Below are 16,170 nucleotides of genomic sequence, written 5' to 3'. Positions count from 1 at the left end.
CGTACTCGACTGTGGCACTAATACTGATCGCTGTGCCACCAACCGATTTCGTGTCGTCCCTAGTTATTTACAGATCCATTCCTAATCGGTGCGTGTACATGGTAGACGCGGACGACCCCGAGGAAATCCGTTCCGACAACCCCGTCGCCCGCGTCACCGAACAGTTCGTCACGTACGTCGAACTGGTCGCCGCGGCCGTGTTCGCCGGCCTGTTCGCCATCGGGGTCGGCGATCTCATCCTCCAGATCGGCGAGGCCGTCCTGTCGGGATCGATCACCGATCCGCGCGTCGTCATCAGCTTCATCGACACGGGACTGCTGTTGCTCATTATCGTCGAAGTCTACCAGACGGTGATCGCGTACACGAGAAAGAGCGACACGGCCGAAATCGTCCGGCTTGTCATCTACACCGGCGTGATCGCGATGGTCCGGAAAGCGATCGTCTTCCGGGCCAGCGAGTACCCGACGACCGGCGACGCACTCGCCGCCGCGGTCGCCTACACCGTGCTCCTGCTCGGTCTTGGCGTGCTGCTCGTCATCGATCGCCAGTGATCACGGCCTGCCCGTTCGGCCGTGTTTCGATCGAGGTGCACTTCTATATCAATCATGGGGGCACGCATAGCCAAAACCGCAATACGTCGCTTGTACGCCCGCCGCAAACCATATATGCGGTGAACTACTTACGTCTAGGTCGAGCAAGAGATGTCCAGATCCGCACTGGTCGAGAACGTTATTGCGATGTTAGAGGACGCGGGATTCCTCGTCAGCGACCGGTGTGCGATCCGTCCGAAGAGTTTCGACATCGCCGGCCGGCGCGGGCGGGATACCGTACTGGTGAAGATCCTGGGGAACATCGACGCCTTCGACGGCCGGACCGGCGCGGAGATGCGTCGGCTCGGGGAGTACCTCGAGGCGACGCCGCTCGTCATCGGGTTGCGCACCCGCGACGAGGACCTCAAGCCCGGCGTGGTCTACTTCCGTCACGGCGTCCCCGTTCTCTCGCCGGACACCGCGATGGACCTGTTCCTCGAAGACGTGCCGCCGCTGATCTACGCCGCCCCGGGCGGACTGTACGTCAATATCGACAGCGAGATCCTCGAAGACGCCCGTCAGGACCGCGAGTGGAGCCTCGGCAAACTCGCCAAGGAACTCGGGGTCTCGCGGCGGACCGTCTCGAAATACGAGGACGGCATGGACGCCAGCGTCGATGTCGCGGCCAAACTCGAAGAGCTGTTCGACGCGCCGCTGACCGCGCCGGTCGAGGTGCTCGACGGGGCCGACGAGGTCCGCGACGACGAACCGACGCCGGAAGACCCGGACGTCGATCCCGAAGACGAACCGATCGTCACCGTGCTCACGCGCGTCGGGTTCGACGTCCACCCCACCGAGCGCGCGCCGTTCAAGACGATCAGCGAGGACGAACGCCGTCGCCGGCAGATGCTGACCGGCCACTCGGAGTTTACCGAGACCGCCGAGAAGCGCGCCCGGATCATGTCCTCGGTCGGGAAAGTGACCCGGACGACTCCGGTCTACGTCGTCGAGCGCGCGACCCGCGCGTCAGTCGACGGGACGGCCCTGATCGAGGAATCGGAGCTGGAGGAGATCGAGGACGCCGACGAGCTCCGCGATCTCATCCGCGAACGCGGGGAAGAGCCGGCCGACTAGTTCCGCGTTCGATCGTTCCCGACAGCATTAAGACTGCTTGCACCACTTTCACAGCCACATGGAGTACACGCTGGCGATCGAGAACGCGCCGGAGACGATCCCGGGCGGGACCGGGATTTTGCTCGTCCACCCGAGCACCGGCGAGACCGATCGGATCGACACGGAGTTTCTCGGCACCGACACCGACCACATGCTGATCGTCTCGACGCGGACGAGCGCCCGGGAAGTCGAGCAGAAACTCGAACACTACGCCGTCGACGAATCGAAGGCGACGATCCTCGACACGCTGTCGGTCGAGCGAGGCTACACCCGTCGCCAGGCCGACCACATCAGGTACGTCACTGCGCCGGACAACCTCGAGGAGGTCGTCGAAAAGACCCGACAGTTCCTCGAAGAGACCGAGGGCAAGCGCCGGATCTCGGTCGATTCGGTCACCGAGATGGCCTACTACGCCGACGAGGACAGCGCCCGCGAGGCCGTCGAGGACCTGCTCGCTCTGCTCGTCGAATACGACGCCGTGGGGCTGTTCCACCTCGCCGAGGGAGTCCACGACGAGGAGGTACTCAAAGGCTACCGCGACCTGTTCGACGGTACGATTGACCTTACACAGGACGGTACTGTTTATACGTCATTCTGATCCGAATAGCAGCGGAAATCGAGAACAAACCGGCAATCCGTGCCTTGCGGTGGCACATCACCAATAATTAAGGTGGACGAGTCCAACAAGAGGGTGTATGCCGGAATGCCAGAACTGTGGCTCATTTGTAACGGCAGCCTACGCGCGTGTTTTCACGCCGAACGGGATCGAAAATCCGAGAGTGTGCCCGCAATGTGAGGACAAGATCCGTGACGGTGCGGACGTTCGCGAAGCCCGCTCGACGCGTCGCGGATAACCGCTCGCCGATCACCTGCGGCTCTTTTCGCCTGTCGTCTCGTCTCTGGCATCCCCGACCAGCGAGGTCGCACTCGAGAGATACGCCCGGGTCTGCTCGGCGTCGCGGGCCTCCGCGGTCACCCGGACGAGCGGCTGCGTGCCGCTGGCCCTGATCAGAAACCACCCGTCGTCGAACGAGACCCGGACGCCGTCGAGCGTCGTCACGTCGTCGTACGATTCCGTGACGGTCGCTTCGACGCGATCCATCACTGCCCGCTTCTGTGCGACCTCGATGCTCTCGCGTCTGATCGGGTAGGTATCGACGTCAGCGACGCGCGCCTCGAGCGGACGCTCGGCGGCCAGCGCGGCGAGTTTCGCGGCCGCCAGCGGCCCGTCGGGACACAGCGTCGCTTCCGGCCAGATCCATGCGCCCGACGGTTCGCCGCCGAAGGCTACCTCGGACTCGGTGACTCGCTCGGCGACGTAGACGTCACCCACTCGCGTTCGGGTGACCGAGACGTCGATCTCGGCCAGATGGTCGTCGACGGCGATGCTCGTGTCGACGGGGACGGCGACGCGCTGGCCTGGTTCGGCCGCCTCGCGGGCGAGCAGCGCCAGGAGTACGTCGCCAGGGATAAACTCGCCGTCGCCGGTCACCGCCCGCATTCGGTCGGCGTCGCCGTCGTGTGCGATCCCGAGGTCGGCGTCACTCGCCTCGAGGAGTCGAGTCAGGGCGTCGCAGTTCTCGGCGGTCGGCTCGCTCGGACGGCCCGGGAACGAGCCGTCGGGCTGGGCGTTGAGCGTCTGGACGTCACAGCCAAGCGCCTGTAGCGCCTCGACGCTGACTGCGCCGGCCCCGTTGCCCAGGTCCACCACGACCGACGGCGGATCGTCGATCTCGACGGCGTCGGCGATCGCGTCGACGTGTCGCCGTCGCAGGTCGGCCGTCTCGATCGTCCCGAGGTCGTCCCACGGGCGAAGGTCCGTCTCGCCGGCCTCGACGCGGTCGGCGATCGTCGCCTGCATGGCGTCGTCGAACGCCTGGCCCGTGGGTTGCCAGAGTTTGATCCCGTTGTCGGTGGCGGGGTTGTGACTGGCGGTAATTGCGACGCCGGCATCGGCATCCAGCCACGCGACCGCACGGGCGATGGTCGGCGTCGCGGCCACGCCGAGGTCGATCACGTCCGTCCCCGACTCTCGAAGCCCCGCAGCGAGCGCATCGGCCAGCAGTTCCCCGCTCCCGCGCGGGTCGCGCCCGACGACGACTCGCTCGCTGTCCAGCGCCAGGGCCCGACCGACCGACAGCGCCAGCTCCGCAGTGATCGTCTCGCCGACAGGGCCGCGGACGCCGCTCGTTCCGAACATGCCAGAGGCGCGGCGAGCCAGCGAGAAAAAGCTACTCTTAACGGTTCGAGCCCGGGACGGGACCCACCTCGTCTCCGGAAACCGGACGACATTTGTCGTCGGGCCGTCCTCGAACGGACATGTCAGTTCGCGTTCCGCTGTTGCCGACACCGATCCGGTGGGCGGCCGTCCTCGTCGTGGCCGGAGTCATCTTTTACGGGTCGGTTCTTGCGATCCCGCCCGAGACGGCGCTCGACCGGGCACGACTCGCGATCGTCCCGCTGGACAAGTGGCGCCACTTCCTGGCGTACGGCGCGCTCGCGTATGCGCTGGCATACGCGACCGCCGACTGGGAGCGACGCGCCGGCCGGCTGGCCGCTCCGGTCGTCGCCGCGACGGTGCTGTACGGCATCGGCATCGAGTTCGGCCAGTCGCTGACGCCGGATCGGCACTTTTCGGTGCTCGACGCCTACGCCAACGTGTTCGGCGCGGCGCTCGTGTTGCCGTGGTATCTGTTGAGTCGTCGGCTCGAGTTCGTTCCGCTCCGGCAATACACGAGCCGCGAGACGGAGTAGCTACTTCACGTCCGCGCTCGTCGCGCGAGTGATCGTGTACACGGCGGCGGCGCCGAAGACCAGATCGAGCACGAGCAGCACGCCGAGAGCGGGAACGAGCGTGTTCCAGATCCCGCTGAAGGCCGTGACGTTCCAGACGGTCATGACGTCGGCGTCGAGCATGATGGCGCGCGCTGCGTCGACGCCGTAGGTGATCGGGTTGTAGGTCGCGACGACCTGCACCCACTCGGGCATCGAGTCCACCGGCAGGAAGGCACTGGAGACGAAAAGCAGCGGCAACTGGATCATGTTCGCGGCGATGATCGTCGACTCCTGATCGCGGGTGAGCAGCGCGACGACGTTCGAAAACGCCAGAAACCACAGCGAGAACAGGACCGCGACGCCGACGATCGCCAGCGCGCCGCCCAGTCCGGACGAGATCTCCGCGCCGAGGAGCACGCCCAACCCGAGCACGATCACGACCTGGACGACGATCCGGATCAGCTCCGAGAGGGTCTTGCCCACGAAGACCGCGGTCCGGCTCATCGGCGTGACCAGCGTCTTCTGGAAGACGCCGCTCTCGATGTCGTCGACCAGCCCGATCCCGGACGACGAGGCGACGATCAGCGCGATCTGGACGACGATCGCCGGCACGAGGTAGGTCTCGTAGCTGATCGGACCCGACAGGGCCTCGCCGGCGACGTTGCCGAACACCTGCGTGAACAGAAACAGGAAGATGATCGGCTGCAACAGCGAGGAGACCACGACGAAGGGGTTGCGAACGGCGTTGATGTTCCACCGCATGAAGTTCGTCCAGACGTCACTGAGAAACGTGTTCGAGGTTCGAGCGACCTCGGCGTCGGTCGTCTCGGTACTCATCGGCTCCCCCCGTCCGTCGCTGCGGTCGCTTCCGGTGGTGTCTCCTCGCTGGCCTGAGCGTCCGACGACTCGTCCTCGACGTGCTGGCCGGTGATCGCGAGGAACACGTCGTCGAGCGTGGGCGAGCGGACGTTGAACCCGGTGACGGTGATCCCCGCGTCCCTGAGCGCGACCAGCAGATCTGGACCGTGCTGGCGGGCCGCCCGCGAGGTGACCGAGATTCCGTCACCGGTGCGCTCGACGGCCGGCTCGTCCGGGAACAGCCCGTCTTCGCGGACGAGGTCGGCGGCGCGTTCTCTCGCGCCCGGGCCGTCGTCGAGCTCGACGTCGAGGATCTCGCCGCCGACCTCGCGCTTGAGATCCGCGGGCGACCCCTCCGCGACGATCTCGCCGTCCAGAATGACCGAGAGTCGGCCACAGAGCTGATCGGCCTCTTCGAGGTACTGCGTGGTCAGGAAGATCGTCGTCCCCCGATCGTTGATCGCCTCGAAGTACTCCCACAGCCGGTTGCGCGCTTTGGGGTCCAGCCCGGTGGTCGGCTCGTCCAGGAAGACCAGCGACGGGCGGTGGACCAGCGACATCGCGGCGTCGAGCCGTTTCTTCATCCCGCCCGAGAACCCCTCGGCTCGCTTGTCCGCGACGTCGGCCAGATCGACCAGCTCGAGCAACTCCGCGATCCGGTCGTCGCGCTCGCCGCTGGGCACGCCGTAGGCGTCGCAGGCGAACCGCAGGTTCTCGCGGGCCGTCATCTCGGTGATGACGCTCGTCTCCTGGGCCATGTACCCGATCGTCTCCCGGACCTGCTGTGGGTCGGCCTCGACGTCGAACCCGTTGACCCGGATCGATCCCGACGTCGGCCGCAACAGCGTCGCCAGCGTCTTGATCGTTGTCGTCTTCCCGGCCCCGTTGGGTCCCAGAAACCCGAAAAACTCCCCGCGAGGAACCGACAGCGAGACGCCGTCGACCGCTCTCGTCCCGTCGCCGTAGACGACTTCGACTCCGTCCATCTCGATCGCGCGATCCGTCTCGTGGCTCATGTCCCGAAGACATGACTGCCATTCGGATAAAGTCATTGATTGAACATTCATTCAATACCCTTATGTGCTCGGCACCCCTTGGTCCGGCTATGGAGACGGTTCTGGTCACGGGAGCGACGGGCACGGTCGGCTCGCGAGTCGTCGAGCGGCTCGCCGATCGCGACGCGGCTGTCAGGGCGGCCACGCGCGATCCTGATAGGCCGTTCCGGGACGGCGTCGAGGCAGTCGCGTTCGACTTCGAGAAACCAGAGACGTGGGGGGTGGCCTTCGAGGGCGTCGATTCGATGTTTCTCGTCAGACCGCTCGCGATCGCCAGAGTCGGCGACTCGATACTGCCGGCGATAGACGCCGGGCGGGTACTCGATCGATCGCCGCTGTCTCTGGACGAATGGACCGCGCGAAACGCGGACGCGTTCGAACGTGCCACGCCTGATCCGAAAGATACCAACCTTCACGGGGGCGAGTAAGAACAGACAACCATGTCGGCCGGAAACCCGTTCCCCGAAGACGCCGAGGACACCCGAACTGCGATCATGCGGGCGACGTTCGACGCGCTCGTCGAGTACGGCTACGCCGGGCTGACGATCGACCGAATCGACGAGTTCTTCCCCAAGAGCAAGTCGCTGCTGTATCACCACTACGACGGGAAAGACGATCTGCTCGTGGACTTCCTCTCCCGGATGATCGACGACCACGAGACCGAGATGGACCGCGAGGCGTCCGGCGACGCCCGCGAGCGGCTCGACCGGTGGCTCGACGCGATCGCCGCGCCCGACCTCGCCGAGCAGGACCGGGGCTTCGTCGGCGCGCTGGTCGAACTCCGCGCGCAGGCCGCCCACGACGAGCGCTACCGCGAACACTTCACGAGAAGCGATCGCTTCTTCCGGGGAGTGCTCGCCGATATCATCGCCGACGGCATCGAGGAAGGGGTCTTCCGGGGAGTCGATCCCGAGCAGGTGGCCGCGACGATCCACACGATCGCCGGCGGTATCATGACCGAGCGGGCGACCAGCGACGACCCGCAGGTCGCGGCCGTCCGTGCCGAACTCGACGCCTACGTCGAGGCGCGACTGCTCGTGGATTGACCGCGAGCGAACGGACCGGAGCTACGCTTGAGCGTCGCCAAGACTCGACATCGGCGTCGCGCCGGCGACGATCGCACCCGTCGACAGAAGCGCCGCCGACAGTACGACGAAGTCCCCACTGGGTGAGTAGCCAGCGAGACTCGCGCCGACATCGACGATGAACACCGTCACGAAGAAACTGAGGATGGCGAACACCAGCATGACCAGTGCCGCGACGATACTACTGACTAACGCGCCGAACGAGTCGAGGATTGCCATGAGAACTGTCCCTCAAGAGTAAGGACGAACGGGAGACGGTTACCGTTTGGGACCGGCGGTTGTCGGTACTCCTTTACTCGCGCCGGCCGCATTCGACCGCATGGACCTCTCGAAACTGGACGCGCGACTCGACGCGCTCGACGCCGACGGCTACCTCATCGACGCGGACTCGACCGACGCCGACCAGTACTACCTCTCGGGGTTCGACGCGCCCGACCCGTTTCTCACGTTGTACGACGGTTCGACGCACCTGCTTTTCGTCCGGAGTCTGGAGTTCGGCCGCGCGAAACGCGAGAGCCGCGCCGCAAGCGTCGAGCGCTTCACCGACTACGGTTACGACGACCGCCTCGAGGCCGACGGCCGCCGGGAGGCGGCTCACCGGACGCGCGCAGCGTTTCTCGACGCCTACGACGTCGAGGCCGTCGCCGTCCCGCCGCGCTTTCCCCTCCAGACGGCCGACGGCCTCCGCAAGCAGGGAATCGAGGTCGTCGCCGACGCCGAGCAGACGGTCACCGCCGTCCGCGCCAGCAAGACCGACGAGGAAATCGACCACGTCCGGGCGGCACAGCGCGCCAACGAGGCCGCGATGGCGGCCGCCGAGGACCTCCTCGGGCAGGCAGAGATCGATGGCGATCGACTGCTCGTCGACGGCGAGGTCCTGACCAGCGAGCGACTCAAAGAGGAGATCGAGGTGACGCTGCTGCGCCGCGGCTGTGCGCTCGACGAGACGATCGTCGCCTGCGGGGCCGACGCGGCCGATCCGCACGACCGTGGGAGTGGACCGCTCCGACCGCACGAGCCGATCATCATTGACATCTTTCCCCAGGACAAGACCACGAAGTACCACGGCGACATGACCCGGACGTTCTGTGTCGGCGAACCCGACGAACAGGTCCGGGAGTGGTACGACCTGACCGAGCGGGCCTACCGCGAAGCGCTGGCGGCGGTCGAGCCGGGCGCGACGGGCGCGGACGTCCACGACGCCGCCTGTGACGTCTACGAGGACGCCGGTCTGCCGACGCTCCGAGACGACCCCGGCACGGAAACCGGATTCATCCACAGCACGGGCCACGGGGTCGGACTCGACGTCCACGAACTACCCTCCGTCGGCCCCGACGGCGGCGAACTCGAACCCGGCCACGTCATCACGATCGAACCCGGCCTCTACGACCCGGCGGTCGGCGGCGTCCGCATCGAGGACCTGATCGTCGTCACCGACGACGGCTACGAGAACCTGACCGACTATCCGGTGTCGCTGGTCGTCGAATAGTTAATTAAAAACCGTTATATTTATGACCCCATCTCTCGTTGTCGGTTCTACGATGCAGTCGCTTCTCGTACGTGGTGCACGCCCTGTTTGACCGGCCAGCATCGCCTTCGAACCGTCGCGTTCCACCACGTCACAATGAGTACGAACCCGCAATCGACCCAGTATCGCACCACACCCACGGCATCTAGCGCGGAGCTGCCAACTCGACAGCGTCCCGCCTGGAAAGGGGCACCCAGGACGTTCGAGCCGACGAACACCAGCGACCTCCCGCCGATGTTCGAGATCGAGACCGACAACGGGGATCGCTGATCAGTACTCGCGTTCGACCAGGTAGTCAGCGATGTCGTCCAGTCGGCCGCGCGCCTCGTTGGCGGGCAAGACCCGAAGGCTGTCCTTTCCGTCTTCGATGAGGTCGTGTGCCAGCTCGCGGGCGAAGTCGATACTGCCAGCTTCTTCGAGGCGTTCGACAGCCTGTTCGATCGTCGCCTCGTCGACCGCCTCCACCTCGTCTTCGGGCACGAGGTCGTCCACGTCGACGCCCTGCTGGCGGGCGTGCAGCGTGATGATCGTCTGCTTGTTCTCGACGAGATCCGACCCGCGCTGTTTGCCCAGTTTCTCGGAGGGGGTGGTCAGATCCAGCAGGTCGTCCTGGATCTGGAACGCCCGGCCGACGTTGAGCCCGTACTGATAGAGCGGGTCCACGGCGTCGTCCGCACCCAGCAAGATCGCCGGGATCGACGCCGCGGCCGCGTACAGGACCGCGGTCTTCAGCTCGACCATACCGAGGTACTCGTCGGTCGTCACGTCGGTCCGCGCCTCGAACTGGATATCGCAGGACTGGCCCTCGCAGATCTTCGTACACGTCGTCGCCAGCTCCGACAGCGCCCGGACCGACCGCTCGGGGTCGGCCCCCGTCTCGAGCATGTGCTCGAAGGCCTTCGCGTAGAGGGTGTCGCCCGCGAGGATCGCCGTCGAGAGGTCGTACTCCCGGTGGACGGCCGGGACGCCCCGACGCATGTCGTCGTCGTCCATGATGTCGTCGTGGATCAGCGTGAACGACTGGATCGTCTCGATGCTGATCGCGGCGGCCATCATATCGACTGTGCCTTCGGGTGCGGGAAACTCCCGGTAATCCGCCTGCAGGGGTTCCACGTCCGCGATCGCTTCCGCCGCGAGCAACAGTACCGTCGGCCGCAGTCGCTTCCCGCCGGCGTCCAGCAGGTACCGCGACGCCTCGTAGAGTCGTTCGGGCTCCTGGACCGGAAGCTGGTGGGGGATCGCTTCGTTGACGAGTTCCCGCCGAGCCGCGATCGCCTGCGTGACCGCCGCCGCGGTGTCGGATCCCTCGCTCATGCTCATCTCACTCGACCAGCTGGATCATGTTCCCGTTGCGCGTGACGTGCAGCGTCTCGCCGACCTCGAGTCCGAACTGCTCGGCCAGATCGACGTACGGGGCGAACCCCTGCATGTCCTGGTGGGCCGGGATGACGTTCTCCGGCTGGAGCGCGTCGAGCATCTCGTAGTGGCCCTCCTCCCGGAGGTGGCCCGAGACGTGGATCTCGTCGTAGATCCGGGCCCCCTGCATCCGGAGCAATTTCTCGGACTGGTAGCGCTGGCCCTCGTTGGTCGGCTCGGGGATCACCCGCGCCGAGAAGATGACCTTGTCGCCATCCTCGATGTCGTAGGGCGTCTCGCCGCGGCCCATGCGCGTCAGCATCGCCCGCGGTTCGCCCTGATGGCCCGTGACGATCGGCAGGAAGTTCTCCTTGCCCTCGTTCATGATCCGCTTGAACGTCCGATCGACGGACTTGCGGTGTCCGTACATCCCCAGATCGTCCGGGAAGTCCACGAAGTCCAGGCGTTCGGCCGTGCCGGAGTACTTCTCCATCGAGCGTCCCAGCAGCACCGGCTGGCGGCCGATGTCGTCGGCGAACTCCACGAGCGACTTGACGCGCGCGATGTGAGAGCTAAACGTCGTCGCGACGATCCCGCCGTCGTAGTCCTCCAGACTGTACATGACGTCCTTGAGGTGACGCCGCGCGACCGACTCGGAGGGCGTGCGCCCCTTCTTGCCGGCGTTGGTACAGTCCTCGATGTAGCAGAGCACGCCTTCGCGACCGATCTCGCGAAACCGCTCCATGTCGATCGGGTCGCCCAGTACCGGGTCGTGGTCCATGCGCTTGTCCAGCCCGTAGACGATCGCCCCCTCCGGCGTGTGCAGGACCGGGTTGATCGCGTCGATGATCGAGTGGGTGACGTTGACGAACTCGAGTTCGTTCTCGTCGCCGATGGCCATCCGGCCACCTGCTTCCATCTTCACGAGGTCGTTCTGGACGCCGAACTTCTCCTCGCCCTTGATCTGCTGTTTGACCAGTTCGATCGTAAAGGGGGTGGCGACGATCGGCGCGTCGTATCGATGCGCGAGTTTCGAGATGGCACCGATGTGATCGAGGTGACCGTGGGTCGGCACGATGGCCTTCACGTCGCCCTCGAGTTCGGACATCACCCGGTCGTCCGGGATCGCGCCCATGTCGATCAGGTCGAGACTGTGCATCCGCTCGGTTTCGACGTTGTCGTGGATGAGGACCTTCGAGAGGTTCAGCCCCATGTCGAACACGACGACGTCGTCTCCGGCGCGAACGGCGGTCATCTGGCGGCCGACTTCCTCGTAGCCGCCGATAGTTGCGATTTCGATTTCCATAGTTTACCCTCCGAGAACGGCCGCCAGAGGGGGCCAGGGGACCGACACGGCCACTGGAGCACAAGGCTCGCTCGCACCGATGACCGGCGTGGTCCGGATAGGCGGGCCCGGGTGGGCCGTCGCCGTCGAACCGGCTCGTCTCCATACGACACGTCGGCGCGTCCCTCGGCCGCGCTCGCGCGGCCGTCTGCTCGGTTGTCTCTCTATTGTATGCGAGCCGTTAAAAACAGTGCGGGTTGCGGCCGAGCGTTCGGCTACTCGCCGGGCGATTCGTCGTCGTCCAGTTTCGACTCGATCTCGCGCCGCCAGGCTTCCTCGTCCGACTCGCTCGAACCCGCGAGCGGATCTCCTCCGTCCGATCCGCCGGTCAGTGCGTCGCCGGTCCCCGCTGGCCCGCTCAACGGGTCGTCACCGCGTTCGGCCGGCGAACCGTCGACAGACGTGCCTGTCGCGTCTCCCGTTCGCTCGCCGCCGGCGTCTGTCGACACCGCGTCCCGCTCCGTGGGTCCCTCGTCACCTCCCGCTGGCGTGGAAGCGGTTTCGAACCCGACGGCGACCGCGTCCGCGAGTACCGCGAACGCCGTCGCGAACGCGCCCGCAGCCAGCACGAGTGCGCCGAGCACTACCAGCGCTCCGCCGGCGACTACCGGCGCGTACCTGTCCGGCGAGGCGTCGCCGAAGACGACGCCTGGTTCCAGCGACGCCACGACTCCGATGCCGCCGGTGATCAGCGCCCCGCCGAGCACGACTGCCACGAGGAGGTAGCCGAACAGCCGAACGCCGTATGCGAACACGTCTCTCGCGGAACGGGAGACCATACGTTCCCCTCGAAAGTGAGCGAAAAGTGTCTTGTGGTCGTCATACGGTGACAGGCGTTCCCAGCCTTTCGATACGTTTAGGAGTGCGCTCGGCCACACCTCGAACAACGGCGAGCGATCTCGCGTCTCCGTGCGCGGCCCGGTCGCATCGACGCGACTATCCGAAACCATGTCAGAGCAAGAACTCGGCATCACGACGAGCAAAGAGCACGAAACGGGCGAGTGGTACGCTGAACTGGTCCAGAAGGCCGGCCTGGCCGACTACGCGCCGATGGGCGGGTTCATCGTCACCCGGCCACGGGGGTACGCCATCTGGGAGCGCCTGCAGAACCACCTCGACACGTGGTTCAAGGACACGGGCGTCCGGAACGCCTACTTCCCGATGTTCATCCCCGAGAGCTACCTCGAAAAGGAGAAAGACGTCGTCGAGGGGTTCGATCCGGAGGTCGCCTGGGTGACTCACGGCGGCTACGAGGAACTCGAAGAGCGACTGGCCGTCCGTCCGACCAGCGAGAGCATCATCACACCGTTTCTCGCCCAGTGGATCCGCAGCCACCGGGACCTGCCGATGCGGGTCAACCAGTGGTGTTCGGTCGTCCGCTGGGAGGCGACCGAGACGAAACCGTTCTTCCGCACCAAGGAGTTCCTCTGGCAGGAGGGCCACACCGCCCACCGCGACGCCGAAGACGCCTCCGAGGAGACGATGACCCGGCTCGAGCAGTACGAGCGCCTCTACGAGGACGTGCTCGCGATGCCCGCCCTGACCGGTCGCAAGCCCGACCACGACAAGTTCCCCGGGGCCGACACGACCACGACCGTCGAGACGCTGATGCCCGACGGCAAGTCCGTCCAGGCCGCCACCTCCCACTACCTCGGGACTTCCTTCGCGGAGGCCTACGACGTGACCTACGTCGACGAAGACGAGGAAGAGCAGCTCGCACACACGACGTCCTGGGGACTGTCCTGGCGGGCGCTCGGGGCGCTGTTCATGACCCACAGCGACGATCAGGGGCTGGTTCTCCCGCCCACGCTCGCGCCCACGCAGGTCGTGATCGTCCCTATCTGGAACGAGGACAGCAAAGACGCGGTGCTCGAGTACGCCGCCGACGTCGCGGCCGAACTCGACGAGGCAGGCGTTCGGGTGGAACTCGACGACCGCGACAACCGCAATCCGGGGTTCAAGTACAACGAACACGAGCTCAACGGCGTCCCCCTCCGGATCGAGATTGGGCCCTACGAGGTCGAGGACGACGAACTGACGCTGGTACATCGCCCCGACGGCGAGGAGGCGACCGTCGATCGGGAGGGGGCCGTCGAGACCGTCGAGGACCACCTCGATACGATCTACGCCAAACTCTACGCCGAGGCCGAGCAGACCCTCGAGGGGGAGATCCGCGAGGCCGAGAGCCGCGAGGAGATCCTCGGGACGATCGGCCAGCACGGCGGCTACGTCAAGTGTGGCTGGTGTGGCGACGAGGCCTGCGAGGTGCCGATCAAGGACGCCATCGCCGCCGAGATTGTGATGGTCCCGCTTGCGGAAGACGAAGAGCCGATCCACGACGAATGCGCGATCTGCGGTGACGACGCCGAGGAGACGGCTTACTTCGCCAAGACGTACTGATACTGGTGGCTATACCATTTCGAAATGATCTGGCACGTCGTCGTGCCAGATATCTCTCCGAACGTACAGCCACCAGTATGACGTACTGCGCGACTGACAGGAGCGCAGTTTCGCCGCGACGAGGCTGCGGGTCGCGGGCCTTTTCATCGACGGTTTCCGACGGGCGGTTCTGCTTGCGTTCGCTGGGTTTGGGCTGTCTGCTTCGCCCTCGACGACCATCTGGACGACATACAACAGTAAAGTGTCTCTGTCGCGGACACGGGGGTATGGCCAGGGAGATCGACGATGTCGACAGGGCGATCTTGCACGCACTGCAGGAGGACGCCCGAAACATGTCGTCCGGTGACATCGCGGAGCGAACCGGGACCTCGGACAGCACGGTCCGCAAGCGCATCCGGCGCCTCGAGTCCGAAGGGATCATCAAGGGGTATAGCGCCAGCGTCGACTACCAGCAGTCGGGGTATCCCCTCCGGATGTTGCTCTACTGTACGGCGTCGATACCCGAACGCGGCGAACTCGTCCCAGAGATCCTGGCGATCGACGGCGTCGTCTCCGTCCAGGAACTGGTCACGGGCGAACAGAACCTCCTCGTGACCGCCGTCGGCGAGGACGACAGCGACATCACGCCCGTCGCACAGGAACTGCTCGACATGGGACTTACCGTCGCCGATGAGGTACTCGTTCGCACGCACGAGACGACGCCGTTCGGCAAGTTCGAGGTCGAAAACGAGTAGGTGACATCGAGGCGTTTGATGGTGAGTTCGCAAACGGTCATAGTGACCGTCGTACCGATTTACCAGTGCGACCACACGCAGTCGTGCGGTCGACCCGGAACAGACGTACAACGGTCACTAGCAGACGACGCGTTTGACGTCGAGTGCGGTCGCTCGCCGGACGACAGCGCGTACCGGATCGTCAGTTCCAGCGAGGTTGTCCGAGTTGCCGTCGAGGACGAGCAGGGCCGCCCGCTGGCCGGGGGCGACGACACCAGCGTCGAGCCCAGCGACCTCCGCGCCGGCGGTCGTGGCCATCCGCAAGACGTCCCGGCTGGTCACGTCGAAGTGCTTGGCGGTGTAGGCCATCTCGCGGAACATCGACGGTGGGTTCAGCATGACGTTGTCCGTCCCGAGTGCGACCGTCGTGTGATCCAGCAGTTCCCGTAGCGGGGCTTTCCCGACGTCGAGGACGGCGTTCGCGCGTGGACACACTGCGATCGGGACGGACTGGTCTGTGACCCGCTCGAGATGCTCCTCGCGGGCGTGGACCATGTGGACGAGGAGATCGGGCTCGAGATCGAGCGCCGGATGGATGTCGGTCGCGTCGGGTTCGCCGGCGTGGATGGCGAACGGAACGCCGCGTTCCTCACAGGCGGCCCGCTGTTCGTCGAAGTCGGCGTCGTTCGCGCCCGACGCGCCGTACCCGTCGGCGATCTCGAGGACGTCGGACGTGTCGCTCCCGAAGACGAACGGCTCGAAATCGAGTGGTTCGGCCGCCTCGTAGAGCGCGCGTGCGCCGGGGATGCCCGATTCCCGGAAATCCAGCGTCGAGACCGTGCCCGTGCGGCGCATGAACCGGAGCGTCCGGCTCATCGCCGAGACGAGCTCGGCGTGGTCGACGGCGGCCAGCCGTCGATGTTTCAGGCTGTCAGGCGGCGCCACTGCTTCATCGAGCCCCAGCCCGACGGCCGCCTCCTTGGCGACTGAATCACCGAGATGCGTGTGCGCGTTGACGAACGCCGGCAGGATGATGTCGGTCGAGTCCGTCGCCGTCTCCTCGATCGCCTCGATCCGACCGTCTTCGACGTGCACTCGCCCCTGAACCGGATCGAACGACCGCCCGGCGAGGACGGTGCCCCTGAGTGTTTCCATGCCCGCACTCGACCGTGGATACCGATATAGTTTCCCAATCCAGCATATCGAACGTTCCGGTAGTGAAAGGGCGTGTAGTAGCGGAGTCTGTTCCATCTCGTCCTGGTTGTCACAGGCAAACCCGTCCGGTCGCGGTCTGCACGCTCGTTTCAGTGCATTCCGGTTCGGACACTGATGGAACCATAACGTTCTATAAT

At 65.6% G+C, this 16,170-nt stretch carries 18 protein-coding genes; 10 read left to right on the top strand and 8 right to left on the bottom strand.

Going from position 1 to position 16,170, the window contains the following annotated elements:
• Window positions 1–98 precede the first annotated feature (98 nt).
• The 4 genes from HSR122_RS11770 (at window position 99) to HSR122_RS15120 (ending at window position 2,557) form a co-directional block, all read left to right on the top strand.
• Window positions 99–551 carry a phosphate-starvation-inducible PsiE family protein gene (locus tag HSR122_RS11770; protein ID WP_229109999.1) on the top strand — a complete coding sequence of 151 codons (453 nt, stop codon included), beginning with the start codon at window positions 99–101 and terminating at the stop codon, window positions 549–551.
• A gap of 150 nt (window positions 552–701) precedes the next feature.
• Window positions 702–1,664 carry a transcriptional regulator gene (locus HSR122_RS11765; RefSeq protein ID WP_229109998.1) on the top strand — a complete coding sequence of 321 codons (963 nt, stop codon included), beginning with the start codon at window positions 702–704 and terminating at the stop codon, window positions 1,662–1,664.
• Window positions 1,665–1,722: 58 nt separating this feature from the next.
• Window positions 1,723–2,301 (top strand): DUF7090 family protein, encoded by a 579-nt coding sequence (locus HSR122_RS11760; RefSeq protein ID WP_229109997.1) that lies wholly within the window; start codon window positions 1,723–1,725, stop codon window positions 2,299–2,301.
• Window positions 2,302–2,398: 97 nt separating this feature from the next.
• Window positions 2,399–2,557, top strand: coding sequence for a DUF7563 family protein (locus HSR122_RS15120; RefSeq protein ID WP_418886509.1), 159 nt, complete (start codon window positions 2,399–2,401; stop codon window positions 2,555–2,557).
• Between the two features lie 11 nt (window positions 2,558–2,568).
• Here HSR122_RS15120 and glmM read toward each other — a convergent pair whose 3' ends face one another.
• Window positions 2,569–3,903 carry a phosphoglucosamine mutase gene (glmM, locus tag HSR122_RS11755; protein ID WP_229109996.1) on the bottom strand — a complete coding sequence of 445 codons (1,335 nt, stop codon included), beginning with the start codon at window positions 3,901–3,903 and terminating at the stop codon, window positions 2,569–2,571.
• A gap of 119 nt (window positions 3,904–4,022) precedes the next feature.
• Between glmM and HSR122_RS11750 the strand changes: the two genes are divergently transcribed.
• A complete protein-coding gene (locus HSR122_RS11750) occupies window positions 4,023–4,457 on the top strand; it encodes a VanZ family protein (protein ID WP_229109995.1) in 435 nt (144 codons plus the stop codon).
• On the opposite strand, the gene HSR122_RS11745 is transcribed toward HSR122_RS11750, so the two are convergent.
• A complete protein-coding gene (locus tag HSR122_RS11745; RefSeq protein WP_229109994.1) occupies window positions 4,458–5,315 on the bottom strand; it encodes an ABC transporter permease in 858 nt (285 codons plus the stop codon).
• Window positions 5,312–6,352: an ATP-binding cassette domain-containing protein gene (locus tag HSR122_RS11740; RefSeq protein WP_229109993.1), complete on the bottom strand. Its 1,041-nt coding sequence runs from the start codon at window positions 6,350–6,352 to the stop codon at window positions 5,312–5,314. The genes HSR122_RS11745 and HSR122_RS11740 overlap by 4 nt, the downstream gene beginning before the upstream one ends.
• A gap of 89 nt (window positions 6,353–6,441) precedes the next feature.
• On the opposite strand from HSR122_RS11740, the gene HSR122_RS11735 reads away from it, so the two are divergent.
• Complete coding sequence (locus HSR122_RS11735; RefSeq protein WP_229109992.1) at window positions 6,442–6,819, top strand: NAD(P)H-binding protein; 378 nt, start codon at window positions 6,442–6,444, stop codon at window positions 6,817–6,819.
• A 12-nt stretch (window positions 6,820–6,831) separates the two neighbouring features.
• A complete protein-coding gene (locus HSR122_RS11730; protein WP_229109991.1) occupies window positions 6,832–7,437 on the top strand; it encodes a TetR/AcrR family transcriptional regulator in 606 nt (201 codons plus the stop codon).
• Window positions 7,438–7,458: 21 nt separating this feature from the next.
• On the opposite strand, the gene HSR122_RS11725 is transcribed toward HSR122_RS11730, so the two are convergent.
• A complete protein-coding gene (locus tag HSR122_RS11725; protein WP_229109990.1) occupies window positions 7,459–7,695 on the bottom strand; it encodes a hypothetical protein in 237 nt (78 codons plus the stop codon).
• A 100-nt stretch (window positions 7,696–7,795) separates the two neighbouring features.
• Between HSR122_RS11725 and HSR122_RS11720 the strand changes: the two genes are divergently transcribed.
• Window positions 7,796–8,965, top strand: a complete 1,170-nt coding sequence (locus tag HSR122_RS11720; RefSeq protein ID WP_229109989.1) for a M24 family metallopeptidase — start codon at window positions 7,796–7,798, stop codon at window positions 8,963–8,965.
• Between the two features lie 309 nt (window positions 8,966–9,274).
• Here the strand turns inward: HSR122_RS11720 and idsA3 are convergent, their stop codons facing one another.
• The 3 genes from idsA3 to HSR122_RS11705 all read right to left on the bottom strand — a co-directional run bounded on the left by idsA3 (window position 9,275) and on the right by HSR122_RS11705 (window position 12,484).
• The gene (idsA3, locus tag HSR122_RS11715) at window positions 9,275–10,318 is read right to left on the bottom strand and encodes a geranylfarnesyl diphosphate synthase (protein ID WP_229109988.1); all 1,044 of its coding nucleotides are present in this window, start codon (window positions 10,316–10,318) and stop codon (window positions 9,275–9,277) included.
• 7 nt (window positions 10,319–10,325) lie between these two features.
• Window positions 10,326–11,666: a ribonuclease J gene (locus HSR122_RS11710; protein ID WP_229109987.1), complete on the bottom strand. Its 1,341-nt coding sequence runs from the start codon at window positions 11,664–11,666 to the stop codon at window positions 10,326–10,328.
• Between the two features lie 254 nt (window positions 11,667–11,920).
• Window positions 11,921–12,484, bottom strand: a complete 564-nt coding sequence (locus HSR122_RS11705) for a hypothetical protein (protein ID WP_229109986.1) — start codon at window positions 12,482–12,484, stop codon at window positions 11,921–11,923.
• Window positions 12,485–12,653: 169 nt separating this feature from the next.
• Here HSR122_RS11705 and proS point away from each other — a divergent pair, with 169 nt between their 5' ends.
• Window positions 12,654–14,105 (top strand): proline--tRNA ligase, encoded by a 1,452-nt coding sequence (proS, locus tag HSR122_RS11700; RefSeq protein WP_229109985.1) that lies wholly within the window; start codon window positions 12,654–12,656, stop codon window positions 14,103–14,105.
• A gap of 266 nt (window positions 14,106–14,371) precedes the next feature.
• Window positions 14,372–14,839, top strand: coding sequence for an Lrp/AsnC family transcriptional regulator (locus HSR122_RS11695; protein WP_229109984.1), 468 nt, complete (start codon window positions 14,372–14,374; stop codon window positions 14,837–14,839).
• A 117-nt stretch (window positions 14,840–14,956) separates the two neighbouring features.
• Here the strand turns inward: HSR122_RS11695 and HSR122_RS11690 are convergent, their stop codons facing one another.
• On the bottom strand, window positions 14,957–15,973 hold the full coding sequence (locus HSR122_RS11690; RefSeq protein ID WP_229109983.1) for an amidohydrolase family protein: 1,017 nt from the start codon (window positions 15,971–15,973) through the stop codon (window positions 14,957–14,959).
• Window positions 15,974–16,170 lie beyond the last annotated feature (197 nt).

The sequence above is a fragment of the Halapricum desulfuricans genome, assembly GCF_017094525.1.
Lineage (GTDB): Archaea > Halobacteriota > Halobacteria > Halobacteriales > Haloarculaceae > Halapricum > Halapricum desulfuricans.
The sequence above is the reverse complement of the archived record's forward strand: the minus strand, read 5'-3'. Positions and strand labels throughout refer to the sequence as shown.